This is a genomic window from Thermorudis peleae (assembly GCF_000744775.1).
Classification (GTDB): Bacteria; Chloroflexota; Chloroflexia; order Thermomicrobiales; family Thermomicrobiaceae; genus Thermorudis; species Thermorudis peleae.
Genome location: NZ_JQMP01000004.1, coordinates 205,034 through 217,173, shown reverse-complemented (window position 1 = coordinate 217,173; position 12,140 = coordinate 205,034). Strand labels below are relative to the sequence as shown.

Sequence of the window (12,140 nt, the reverse complement as noted above, 5' to 3'; positions counted from 1 at the left end):
CCTCCCCTCGTTCTCCCGGCATGATACGGGATGGCCGCGGGTCACGCGAGCGTGGTTGCCAGCGGCGCGTTACGAGACGACAGGAATAGCCAGCCCCGGCGCACCCGGCGCTGAGCCGACGGCGTCAGGGTAGTAGCGGTGGAGGAGCTCCAGGCCGAGCGCAGCCCGCCGCACCCGCTCGCGGGAGAGCTGCACGGCAACGTCCTCCAGGTGCCGTCCTGACGGGTAGATATTCGGGGCATTGCGCAGGCCGAATTTGATGTAGACTGGCGCGGCAACCCGGACAATCTCGGCAATGTCGTAGAGCCGGACAAAGCCGCCGATGTCGTCTGGCGCTTCGACATAGATGTCGAGCGGGATATCGACCGCTGCCCGGATCGCGGCGAGCTGCGCCAGGGTGAGGTCCGTCGGGACGTTGTAGGTGTTGGCGCCGAGTTGCTCCATCAGCTTGATCGCAGCCGGGTTGGCCGATCCCATCATCACGCTGATCTTGAACTGGAAATCCGGCGGCAGCTCGCCAGCCCGACGCATCTCGGCGGCCACCCACAGCGCCCCTTCGTCAGCCAGGAGCACGCTGCGGATGCCGAGCTCGGCCGCGTGGCGGACGTCTTCCAGGCAGTGGACGAGTTGCTCCTGCCCCCGCAACCGGTGTGCGATCACCCCGCCGTTCGCGGAGCGGGCCATGGCGCTGATATCCCAGGCCGCGTTCGGCCGGGCAAAGAGGCTCACCTCCATGCGCTGCTCGGCCGCAAGCCGCGCCATCTCGCGAATCTCGTCATCGGTCAGCAGGAAGACGCCGCTGCCCTGCGATACCCGATGGATGGTGATGCCATACCGCTGGGCTTCTTCAATGATCGCGGCCAGCGCCCGTGGGCCTTCGGTGCTGGGGATCTCGACGCGGTACTGCGCGCCGTCTGGAAACCGCTTGGGGCTCGTCGGCAGCTGATGGAGGTCGCCGGCTGGCAAGCCGAGCCGCTCAAGAAATGCCCGTGTCCGCTCCATAACCCTTCCCTGTTCCTCTCTCCACATGCGCATGCTCCCGCCCGATCTGGCAGGACGGCGGGAGCGTGCTGTCAGGCGCTGCGTTCAGGCACCGCGACGACGCTTCTGCCAGATGTCGAGCATCACCGCGAGGATGATCACCGCGCCGGTCACGGCTTGTTGCGCGTACGTGCTGACACCGAGCAGTACCATGCCGTTTTCGAGGACGCCCATGATCGCCGCGCCGAGGACGGCACCCAGGACGGTCCCCTCGCCGCCCATCAAGCTGGTGCCACCGATGATCGACGCGGCGATGACCGGCAGCTCAAAGCCGAGTCCGGCCGACGGCTGCGCCGAAACCAGCCGGGCGACCAGGATCAGCCCGGCGAGCGCGGCCAGTGCCCCGCTGATCACGTAGACGCTCAGCTCAACGAGTCGCACCGGGATGCCAGCCAGCCGCGCCGCCTCGCGGTTACCGCCAACAGCGTAGACGTAGCGCCCGAACATCGTCGCCCCAAGGACAAACGCGCCTACGATCGTCAGCAGCACCATGATGATGACCGGCACCGGCACAATCCACACGTAGCCCTGCCCTAGCCAGATGAACGCATGCGCGTCCTCGGGCACGGTGACCGGATAGCCCTTGGTGATGACGTAGACCAGCCCGCGCCCAATGCTCAGCGTGCCGAGCGTTGCGATGAAAGGCGGCAGGCCGATCCGCGTGATCATGAGCCCGTTGGCGAGGCCGAACACGACGCCGACGGCCAGTCCAGCCAGGGCCGCGATTGGCAACGGCATGCCGCGCTGGAGGAGCATGCCGGCTGACAGCCCGGCGAGGGCGAGCACGGAACCGACTGACAGGTCAATGCCGCCGGTTAAGATCACAAACGTCTGGCCGATCGCCACGATCGCCGTTAACGAGAACGCCCGGGCAACGCCGAAGAGGTTCCCGGTCGTCAGGAAGACCGGCGAGGTCAGCGACAGGAAGGCGCAGAGTACCAGCAGGGCGATCAGGATGTTGAGCTCACGAAAGCGCGATGCCCACTGCGTCACCCGCTGCAGCGGTGCCTGCAGGGTAAGCGCGTGAGCCGGCTGGTTCGTCGCCACGTCTGGCGATGAGCGTTCGCTTGCCTTCATCGCCGTTGCTCCTCTCCCGTGCGGACTGGCCGAAAGCAGAATGGCTGGTGGTGTGGGGGCACAATGACGGTGAACGGCAGGTCATACTGGCGGGCGTACGAGACGAGGTGGCCAGGGTCAGCCTGGTTCGAGGCGAAGAGATCGTAGTGCAACGGCACAAGCGCCTGCACGCCGATGGCCGCTGCCAGCTGTGCTGCCTCGCGCACCGTCAAGTTCCCCACGATGTCCTGCTGCTCACGGAAATAGTCGCGGCCATTGATCGGCAGCAGGGCAAGGTCTGGCGAGAGCGCCCGCAGCGCCTCAACCATGCCGTCGTAAGGGATCGTGTCCCCGGCGTGGTAGATGCGGACGCCCTCAAGCTCGATGACGTAGCCCAGGAACCGTGGAACACCGTCCGGCCCCGCGCCAAAGCCGTACGCGTCGGCTGCGTGGATGCCGTGCTTGGCGGCAACCGGCCAGATGCGGACGCCGTTCACCGTCAGCGACATACCGGGTCGCGCCCCGTGCACCCGCCCGGCCGGCACGCCAGCAGCGCGGAGTTGCGCAACGATCGGCTCAGGGCAGACAAACTGTGCCTGTGGCGATGCCGTCGCGATCCCGTGGCAACTCGGCGGGTCAAAGTGATCGAGGTGCTCGTGGGTAATCAGCACGAGGTCGACGCAGTCGAACGCGTCCGGGGGCGCTGGCGGCGGCACCAGGCGCTGAGGATGCGCCGAAAAGAACGGGTTAACCAGCACGACTGTCTGCTGCCCCTTGAGCGCGACGCTCTCTTGCCCGAACCACCACAGAAGCACGCTCGACGGCGCAGGCTGGAGCTGGCGGAGGTGCTCGACAACGGTCATGATGCGCCTCCTGGGCTACTCGACCGTCGCCTGGCGCCGGTGCCAGTTCTCGGCGAAGAGGTTGAAGAAGATGCGCCGCCGTGGGTGAGCTTGGATCACGTCGAGGTCGAGTTCGACGCCCAGTCCCGGCCCCTGCGGCAACGGGAAGTAGCCGTCGACGACTTCGGGGTTGCCCGGCGCAGCCGCCTTCACGTGCGCTTCGGCGAAGTCGTTGAAGTGCTCTTGAATCTTGAAGTTGGTCGTCGAGGCGGCGAAGTGCAAGTTGGCTGCGGTGCCGACCGGCCCGCACACGTTGTGCGGTGCAACGAGGATGTAGTAGGCGTCGGCCCACGCGGCAATCTTCTTCGTCTCGAGCAGCCCGCCGATATGGGTGATGTCTGGCTGGATAATATCGGCCGCCTGCCGCTCGAAGATCTCCCGGAAGTCGAAGCGGGTATGGATGCGCTCGCCGGTGGCCACCGGAATCGTCACACGCTCGGCCACTTTCTTGAGCGCGGCCAGGTTCTCGGGCGGCACCGGCTCTTCGATCCACGACGGCGCGTAGGGCTCGAGCAGGTGCGCCATCTCGATCGCTGTCGCCGGGTTAAAGCGGCCATGCATCTCGATGAGGATTTCGACCTCCGGGCCAACGGCATCGCGCACCGCCTCGACGATTGCTACCACGCGACGCTTTTCCTCACGCTCAAGTTCGTAGAACCCATGGCCGAACGGGTCGAGCTTGAGCGCCCGGTAACCGCGTTCCAGCACTTTGCGCGCTGCCTCGGCGAAGGCCTCGGGCGTCCGCTCCACGGTGTACCAGCCGTTAGCGTACGCCTTGATCTTGTCCCGCACTGCGCCGCCGAGCAGCTTGTAGACCGGCTGGTTCAGCGCCTTGCCCATGATGTCCCAGCAGGCAATCTCGATCGCGGCAATGCCGGACATGATCACGTAGTCGGGCCGGGCGTAGTCGTTGCGCAGCATCCGGTGTACCAGATCCTCGACATTGAACGGGTCGGTGCCGAGCACATGGTTCGGGACTGCTTCCGCAAAATAGCCGAGCAGGGCGTCGGTGTGGTTCAGCATCCGCACCTCGCCGACACCGGTAATCCCCTCATCGGTGATGACATGCACGAACGTCAGGTTGCGCCAGGCCGTCCCCATCACGTATGTCTTGACATCGACGATCTTCACGCCACTCGTCTCCTTCCGTACTCCCTAGGCACGCACCCCATCGTGCTCCACCAACACCTTGATCACGCCCGGCTGCCGTGTCCGCAGCGTGTCGAGCGCTGTCGCGTAGTCGGCGAGCGGAAACCGGTGGCTGATCAGTGGACGCAAGCGCAGCAGCCCAGCGCTGAAGAGCGCGACTGCCTGCTCCCACGCCACCGTGCTCGCGCCAAACGTGCCGACCACCGTCAGGTGCTTGAAGACGAAGAGATCGCTCGGGATCGTCAACTGCGCGCCGGCCCCTGCTGCTCCGGTTAACGCGACGGTGCCGCCGCGCCGAGCGAACGCGAACGCCTGTTCGACGGCGTCAGCCCGTCCCGCGCCTTCAAAGACGAAGTCCGCTCCACGCTCGCCTGTACGCTGCTGGAACGCCATGACCGGGTCGCCGTCGCGGGCATTGATCGTCTCTGTCGCCCCCAGCTCGCGCCCCGTTGCTAGTCGTTCCGGATGCCGGCCAACGAGCACAATCGCCCGCGGACTGTAGAGCCGTGCCACCTGCACTGCCAACAAGCCGATCGTCCCGTCGCCGATGACAACAACAAGGTCGCCTGGCTCAGGGTGCGCGCGCAAGAAGCTATGGACCACGACGGCGCTCGGCTCAAGCAACGGCGCCTCGTCAAGCGCGGCCTCAGGCGGCAAGCGATGGAGTTGGCGCGCCGGGACGACCACGTATTCGGCTGCGCCGCCCGGTCGGGTAAAGCCAAGTTCATCGTAGCCGCGTTCACACAAGTCTGTCAGCCCGCGGCGGCAATTGCGGCAGGTGCCACACGCCACGAAGCCTTCGACGGCAACATGATCCCCCACCGCAACATGCTGGACGCCGGGTCCCAGCGCCACGACCGTCCCTGCCCACTCATGACCCGGCACCAGCGGGTAGCGACAGTATTCCGGCGGATGACGCCCTTCGAAGAGTTCAACGTCAGTGCCGCAGATACCGACAGCCGCTGAGCGGACGAGCACCTCGCCCGGCCCAGGCTGTGGTATTGGCCGTTCCTCAATCGCGATCCGGCCCGGTTCAACAATCACTGCTGCGCGCATGCATGATCCTTCCGCTCACGACATCACGCTCGCGTGTCCCGTCGCCGCAGCGAGCACGCGTTCCTCGGTTGCTTGCGAGCGGGGGAATTCGGCGACAATGCGTCCTTCGCGCATCACCAGAATCCGGTGGCTCATCGCCAGCACTTCCGGGAGTTCTGAGGAGATCAGCAGGATGGCGACTCCCTGCCGGGCAAGATCGGCGATAAGCTTGTGCACTTCGGCCTTGGCGCCGACATCAATACCCCGCGTCGGCTCGTCGAGGATCAGGATGCGCGACTGCGCGGCAAGCCAACGCGCTAACACGACTTTCTGCTGATTGCCACCGCTCAAGTTCATGACCCGCTGGTCGACCGACGGGGTGCGGATGCGCAGCTCCTCGACGTACCGCTGCGCCAGCACGCGCTCGCGCCGTTGTTGGAAAATGCCGAGTCGGCTGAGCATGGGAATGAGCGGCAGCGTGGTGTTCTGCCGGACAGCAAGGATGAGCACGAGCGCTTGCAGCTTCCGGTCTTCTGGCACGAAACCGATGCCGAGCCGTACCGCATCACGCGGGGTGCGAATTCGCACCGGCTGTCCATCGACAAGCATTTCGCCGGTGTCGTAGGGGTCAACGCCAAAGAGGCAGCGCGCGAGTTCCGTACGGCCAGCGCCGACTAACCCTGCCAGCCCGACAATCTCACCGGCGCGGATGCTGAGGGTGATGTCCTGTAACACGCCACGGCGGCTCAGCCCGCGCACCTCAAGGCGGACACGCGGCTCGGGATCGGGCAGGTCAGCGTAGAAGGCCTGGAGGTCGCGCCCAACCATCAGCCGGATGAGTTGCTCACGCGTCGCATCGCGCGCTGGCAGCGTCGCGACGACCTGCCCGTCGCGCATGACGGTGATCCGGTCAGCAAGCGCGAAAATTTCGTCGAGGCGATGGGAAATATAGAGGATTGCCACGCCGCGGGCGCGCACGTCGCGCAGCAAGGCGAAGAGGCGCTCGGTTTCTTGCAGCGACAGCGCGCTCGTCGGCTCGTCGAGGATGAGCACCCGCGCGTTCCGTGAGAGCGCCCGTGCAATCTCCACCAGCTGCTTCTGGCCAACGCTCAGGCGGGCAACCGGCACCTGCGGGTCAAGCGACAACCCGACTTGCTCGAGGAGTGCGCTGGCTTTTTGCCATACCGTTGGCCAATCGACCAGCCAGGTGGCGCTCTCGCGTCCAGGAAGTTGTCCCAGCAAGAGATTTTCAGCGACCGTGAGCTTATCGATGAGGCTCAACTCCTGATAGATGATGGCGATGCCGTGGGCGAGCGCATCGCGTGGGTCGGCGAAGCGTACTGGCTGCCCGTCGATGCAGATCACGCCGTCGTCTGGCTGGAGGGCACCAGAGAGAATCTTCATTAAGGTCGACTTGCCAGCGCCATTTTCGCCGACGATCGCGAGGACTTCGCCTGGGTAGACGGTCAGGGAGACGCCGGTGAGTGCGTGGACACCTGGGAAACGCTTGTGAATGTCGCGCGCTTCGAGAATTGGGACGCGCTCGGCTGCCGCCTCGCCCTGCTGTTCCATGTGCTCCCTCATCACGTTGCCTGCCGGGGGGCAGCCACGCAGTGAGACCTGGCTGCCCCCCCACACTCGTTCACTTGGTGTAGGACGTGAGGTTGTCCTTCGTCACGACGGTGACTCCCGTGTCGATGTTCTGGAACGGGGGCTTCGCTTTCCCAGTGAGAATATCATATGCCCACTGGACCGTCAGCACACCCATCTGCACCGGTCGCTGCACCATCGTGGCCTGGATAATTCCCTCCTGAATGGCCCGCTTGGTCTCATCCAGGTCGTCGAAGGCAACGATCTTGAGCTTGCCGATGCGATCCTTGAAGTCTGGCCCCTTGAGGACTTGCGCAAGCGCCGGACCGCCAGTCGCGCTGACACAGGCAATCCCGTCGAGGTCAGGATGTGCGCGGAGCATCGCCTCGCTGACGCTCAGCGCCTTCTGCGCGTCGTCGTCCGTCGCCTGGATATCGACGACCTGGATCGACGAGCCAACGGCCTGCTTCAGGCCGTCGATCCGTTGGTTGAGGTTCAGGGCGCTCAGACCGCCGGTCAGGATGCCGATCTTGCCCTTGCCCCCAAGCAACTGCGCCAGCGCTTGGCCTTGGGCTTTGCCGGCATTGGTATTGTCGGTGCCGATGTACATCACCCGTTGGCTGTTCGGCGAATCAGAGTCGAAGGTCATCATCAAGATGCCTTGCTTCATGCCCTCGGCGATCACAGGCTCGACGGACTTCGGGTCATTCGGCGAGATTGAGATGGCGTTGACTTTCTTCGTGATGAGATCTTCGATCATCTTTACTTGCGTTGCCGGATCGGCCGTTTGCGGGGCAACCCACTGGAGGGTCACGCCGAGTTCTTGCGCTTTCTGGCTCGCGCCTTTGCGCACGTCCTCAAAGAACGGGTGAACGAGTTTCGGGACGATCGCGATCGTGATCTTGGTTCCCGCCGCGACCGTCGGCACCGCCATCTGGGTTCCGGTTGATGCCGCGGTTGGGCTTGCTGCCGCTGTTGGTGATGCGGCGGCCTTCGTCGCCGCTGGCGTCGGCGATGCCGCCGGTTGCGCAGCTGGGGCCGTGGTCGGGGTTGGTGTCGCCTGTTGCCCGCAGGCGGCGAGGAGCAGCGATGCTGCGCCTGCCGCAGCAGCACCAAGCACCTGTCGTCGTGTCCAGCGCATTCCGTAATTCGGCATAGTCTCCTCCGTCACTGTTGTGCCCTCTTCCCAACACACCGTAGCCGAAGAACGTCGCTGCCTATCCTCGTGGCTTGTCACCTCCTCCCCCTGCGTGCTCCTGCGCTGCTGCCTGATGCCATGGCGGCGGCTCGATCGCACCGTCGAAGCGCGCTGTCCCGCGGTAGCCGAGCCGCTCTGAGAGCGCGCGAGCGCCCTGGCGGATCAACTGGGCGAGTTCAAGAATCCGGACGGGATCATCGCGAATAATCGGGAACGAAATACTCATCGCCGCGACCATGTGCCCCTCGTGGTCGTAGACCGGCGCGGCCACACAGCGCGCGTCAAGGTTGGACTCGCAGTTGTCGTAGGCAAGGCCGCGGCGGCGCGTTGCCGCCAGCTCGGCTTTCAACGCCGCGAGACTGGTGATGCTGTTCGGGGTCATGCCCACCAGGCCACCAGCCTGCCGATAGCGCTCCTCCAGTTCGTGGTCCGCAAGGCCGGACAGGAGCATCTTCCCCACGGCAGTGCAGTGGGCGGGCAACCGCTTGCCGATGGCGGAGACCAGCCGGACGGGATTCGTGCTGTCAACCTTGGCAATGTAGAAGACCTCAACGCCGTCAAGAACAGCGACATGCACCGTTTCCCCACACCGGGCGGCGACCTGCTGCGCAACCAGCTGTCCCTCGCGGGCGAGGTCGAGTCCAGCGGCGTAGGCATTGCCGAGTTCAAAGAGGCGCACTCCCAGCGTGAAGCGATGGGGCTGATGGGCATCAGGCTGGAGGTAGCGGCGCGCCACGAGCGTGCCGACAAGCTCATGGGCTGTGCTGCGCGGCAAGTTCAACGCAGCGGCAATCTCGGGGACAGACAACGCCGGCGGCGGCGACTGCCGCAAGAAGAGCTCGAGGATATCGAGCGCGCGGACGACTGCCGGAACCTGACGTGGCATCTCTGAGTCCGATCTCCTCGACGCTGTCCACCATCTGCGCCAACAGCAATGTCGCTGGTGTGTGTGTCCGATATTTCGGATACTGTCTGATATTACAGCCTTGCTTTTACTCTATCGGCTCACCCCACGGTTGTCAAGTACCTGAACCGCCCGACGCGTGCGTGTTGCAGCTGGAGTGGCGCCGCGCAACTCATACGTGTTCGGCATCAGCGGTGCCTGGCACGCTGGCACGGCCGGCGAGCCTCCGCCTGCTCGTGTCACTCCCCGCTGCGTACACCTGCCTGGGCGCAGCGTGGTCGCGGGTGCGGCATGCCGAACGCACCGGTTGACCCGAGGACCTGGAGACTAACCCCACCGGGGCGATCACGGCACTCCGCTGTGCCAAGCGGTTCCTTGCTTGGCATCGGCGCCGATGTCTCAGCGCGAGGTATGGTTTGCCCTAACGGGTAGCGGTGCCGTCAGCAGTCGATGTCGAAGGGGATGTGACAACGCGGCTGCGTGCTGGCGGGGTGCCGGCGGGCCTTCCGGCGCGGCACATGCCAGGATGGCGCGGAGCGGCGGTGACAGGCCAGCCACCACCTGCTGCAGCTTCCAGCACCGCCTGTTCGTTTGCGATATCGCCAAACGATCCAAGCCGCGCTACTCGCGGACACGTAACCCGGGAGCCACGGTATCGAGCCAGTCGCTGAGTTGCTCTCGCAAGGCATCGCGGACAAAGCGAAAGGTGGCCAGTTGCTGCTCTTCGCTCCCGACCACAGCGCTCGGATCAGGAAATGGCCAGTGGGCCCGTTCGACTGCACCCGGGAAGACCGGGCAGGCCTCTGCCGCATCGTCGCAGAGCGTGATCACCCAGTCAAATGTTTGCCCCTGGTACCGGTCAAGCGACTTCGCTTGCGCCTGGTTCCAATCGATGCCGAGTTCGCCTAACACGCGGATTGCCATGGGATGCGGCCGCGTTGGTCGGGTACCAGCCGAATGTGCTTCAACCTGGCCATCGGTCAGCCAGCCGCAAAGTGCCTCGGCCATTTGCGAACGCGCTGCATTCTGGGTACACAGGAACAGTACGCGCATCAACACGCTTCACTCCTTCGCTCTCAGTTCACCGTAAGTCTCGCAACGTGACAAACCCAGTCAAGCACGGTGTCGGCATGGCAAGATGAACGCGCAATGAACAGCGGAAGGGCAGGCAATGGCGCAGATAGCTGGACTCCTGGTTGACATTGACGGCGTGCTGCACATTGACGGCGAGCCGATCCCTGGCGCACCCGAGGCGTTTCACGCGCTCGTGCAGGCCGGCATCCCGCTGGTGCTGTTGAGTAATACTACCCTGCGCTCGCGCCGCGAACTCGGCACTCTGCTGCGTGGCCTGGGCTTCCCAGTCAACGATGAGCAGATCGTTACCGCCGCCCGCGTTGCTGCTGAGTTTGTCCGCACTCGCTATCCAGGCCAGCCGTGCTACGTGCTCGTCGAAGGGAGCGGCATCGAGGAATTTGCCGATCTTCCGCAGACGGACGGCCCGGAGGCGCGTGTGGTCGTGATTGGCGGTGCGGGCGAGTGCTTCACCTATGCTCGCCTCAACCATGCGTTCCGCCTCTTGCTCAACGGCGCAGCGTTTGTGGCGATGCATAAAGGGTTGTCGTGGCAGCGCCGCGATGGGCTCAGCTTAGATGCCGGTGCCTTTATCCTCGGGCTTGAGGCCGCAACTGGCGTGACTGCGCACGTCGTCGGCAAGCCGTCACTGGATTTCTTCCGCATCGGCCTTGCCCAGCTTGGGCTGCCGGCCTCCAAAGCCGTCGCGATGGTCGGCGATCGGCTGCAGGATGACATCCTGCCGGCCCAGGCTCTCGGGCTGACGGGGATCCTCGTGCAGACCGGTGCGTACCGTCCACACACTGTTTCCTCGGAACAGCCTGATGTCGTCCTGCCCTCGTTCGCGGCGCTGCCGGCGTGGTTACGAACCGGCACAGCCTAGCCCACGGGACGATGGAGGGCAGCGAGCAGCCGGGCCGCGGCCGCCTCGCCGCTCTCGATCGCGCCGTGAACCGTCGCCGGGCGAATGACGTTGGTTGCCTCCCCGGCGAAGAACAGTACGTCACCGACTGGCTGGCTGAAGCGACTGCGGAGCCCAGCGGTGCCCGGCGGCTCAAAGGAATAGCCGCCAAAACACCAGGGGTCGTTGATCCAGTCGATGACCCAGGCCGCCTCGACCAGCGGCACCAGCCGGCGGCCGAGCGGTCGCTCGAGTGCCGCAAGGGCAAGGTCGACCGCGCCGTCTCCAGCTGCAGCAAGCCGCGCGGCGTCTTGCCCGCCGGTCAAGAAGCTCAGCACGGTGTCGAGCGAGCCAAAGCCGAGGCCTGGCCGTTCCCAGATGCCCCGCGGCTCAGCCGTAAAGACGCAGCCAATCTCGTCAGCCAGCACCTGCTCGCGGAGCCGCACAACGACCTTGAGCGCGCGGCCAGGATGAAGCCGGTCGATGGCTTCCTGCAGCGCTGCGGGCAACGGCGGGTCGAATCGCACGCTGCCACGTTGCAGCACGCCGAGCGGCAGCGCGACAACCGCGGCCTGGGCATGAAATATCCCGCGTGCTGTTTCGACGACGACACCAGCCGGTTCCCAGTGGACCGCCTGGACAGGGGTATCGTAGCGAATGTCAAGGCCAGCGGCCATGCAGTGCGCGAGTTGGCCGTAGCCTTCACGGACACGGAAGTTGCGCCAGCCGTCGCCCTCGTAGGTCGCCTCAAGTTCCCCGGCAACCCCTACCTCGTCGAGATCACCCGACCAGCTGATCGCGCAGAGCGTGGCCCATAAGCGCCAGCGCTCCTGATCCTCCCCCAGGCCGTGGTTTCGCGCCCACTCACGGAGCGCTTCGGCGAACGTCGTGTCGGTGCCGTGGCGTGCCAGCCATGCTTCAGCGGCATCCCCCAGAACGCCAAACAGGCTTTCGCCAGTTGGCGTCGACAACGCGTGTGCGTGGATCAGCCGGGCGCCATCCGCCCAGTATCGCCGGTACTGGCTTGGATCGGTCAGCGCGTGAAGCCCGCAAGTGGTGAGCCACTGCCACGTGACAACATGATCCCCATGGATAAACTCGGCACCAAGTTCAACCGGGTAGGGGGCGATCTCTGGCCCGGAGGACCACATCCGGCCGCCCGGTCGCTCCCGCGCTTCAAGCACGATGACCGGAACACCTTCGGCCTGAAGACGGCGCGCTGCGGCGAGGCCAGCTGCCCCCGCGCCAAGAACCAGCACCGTCGTTTGCTCGGTTACGGTATGACACATACGC

11 protein-coding genes and 1 pseudogene are annotated in these 12,140 nt (G+C 65.2%); 1 reads left to right on the top strand and 11 read right to left on the bottom strand.

Annotated features, from left to right (window positions below):
- Nucleotides 1-69: 69 nt before the first annotated feature.
- The 10 genes and pseudogenes from N675_RS10895 to N675_RS10855 all read right to left on the bottom strand — a co-directional run bounded on the left by N675_RS10895 (nucleotide 70) and on the right by N675_RS10855 (nucleotide 9,928).
- The gene (locus N675_RS10895; RefSeq protein ID WP_038039931.1) at nucleotides 70-1,002 is read right to left on the bottom strand and encodes a U32 family peptidase; all 933 of its coding nucleotides are present in this window, start codon (nucleotides 1,000-1,002) and stop codon (nucleotides 70-72) included.
- A gap of 84 nt (nucleotides 1,003-1,086) precedes the next feature.
- Complete coding sequence (locus N675_RS10890; RefSeq protein ID WP_081887067.1) at nucleotides 1,087-2,118, bottom strand: ABC transporter permease; 1,032 nt, start codon at nucleotides 2,116-2,118, stop codon at nucleotides 1,087-1,089.
- Nucleotides 2,115-2,960: an MBL fold metallo-hydrolase gene (locus tag N675_RS10885; protein WP_051914655.1), complete on the bottom strand. Its 846-nt coding sequence runs from the start codon at nucleotides 2,958-2,960 to the stop codon at nucleotides 2,115-2,117. Before N675_RS10885 ends, N675_RS10890 begins: the two co-directional genes overlap by 4 nt.
- Nucleotides 2,961-2,975: 15 nt before the next feature.
- Entirely contained in the window at nucleotides 2,976-4,130 is a 1,155-nt protein-coding gene (locus N675_RS10880; RefSeq protein ID WP_038039929.1) for a mandelate racemase/muconate lactonizing enzyme family protein, read from the bottom strand.
- A 24-nt stretch (nucleotides 4,131-4,154) separates the two neighbouring features.
- Entirely contained in the window at nucleotides 4,155-5,204 is a 1,050-nt protein-coding gene (locus tag N675_RS10875; protein ID WP_038039927.1) for a zinc-dependent alcohol dehydrogenase, read from the bottom strand.
- 15 nt (nucleotides 5,205-5,219) lie between these two features.
- The gene (locus tag N675_RS10870; RefSeq protein WP_422396430.1) at nucleotides 5,220-6,236 is read right to left on the bottom strand and encodes a sugar ABC transporter ATP-binding protein; all 1,017 of its coding nucleotides are present in this window, start codon (nucleotides 6,234-6,236) and stop codon (nucleotides 5,220-5,222) included.
- Between the two features lie 33 nt (nucleotides 6,237-6,269).
- A pseudogene (locus N675_RS14850) lies at nucleotides 6,270-6,656 on the bottom strand (ATP-binding cassette domain-containing protein); the annotation flags it as partial.
- A 169-nt stretch (nucleotides 6,657-6,825) separates the two neighbouring features.
- Nucleotides 6,826-7,929 carry a sugar-binding protein gene (locus N675_RS10865; protein ID WP_231578022.1) on the bottom strand — a complete coding sequence of 368 codons (1,104 nt, stop codon included), beginning with the start codon at nucleotides 7,927-7,929 and terminating at the stop codon, nucleotides 6,826-6,828.
- A gap of 61 nt (nucleotides 7,930-7,990) precedes the next feature.
- The gene (locus tag N675_RS10860; RefSeq protein ID WP_051914652.1) at nucleotides 7,991-8,857 is read right to left on the bottom strand and encodes an IclR family transcriptional regulator; all 867 of its coding nucleotides are present in this window, start codon (nucleotides 8,855-8,857) and stop codon (nucleotides 7,991-7,993) included.
- Nucleotides 8,858-9,496: 639 nt separating this feature from the next.
- The gene (locus tag N675_RS10855) at nucleotides 9,497-9,928 is read right to left on the bottom strand and encodes an arsenate reductase ArsC (RefSeq protein WP_038040684.1); all 432 of its coding nucleotides are present in this window, start codon (nucleotides 9,926-9,928) and stop codon (nucleotides 9,497-9,499) included.
- Between the two features lie 118 nt (nucleotides 9,929-10,046).
- On the opposite strand from N675_RS10855, the gene N675_RS10850 reads away from it, so the two are divergent.
- Nucleotides 10,047-10,829, top strand: coding sequence for a TIGR01458 family HAD-type hydrolase (locus N675_RS10850; protein WP_038039926.1), 783 nt, complete (start codon nucleotides 10,047-10,049; stop codon nucleotides 10,827-10,829).
- Here N675_RS10850 and N675_RS10845 read toward each other — a convergent pair.
- Nucleotides 10,826-12,136, bottom strand: coding sequence for a flavin monoamine oxidase family protein (locus N675_RS10845; RefSeq protein WP_038039925.1), 1,311 nt, complete (start codon nucleotides 12,134-12,136; stop codon nucleotides 10,826-10,828). The genes N675_RS10850 and N675_RS10845 overlap by 4 nt on opposite strands.
- Nucleotides 12,137-12,140 lie beyond the last annotated feature (4 nt).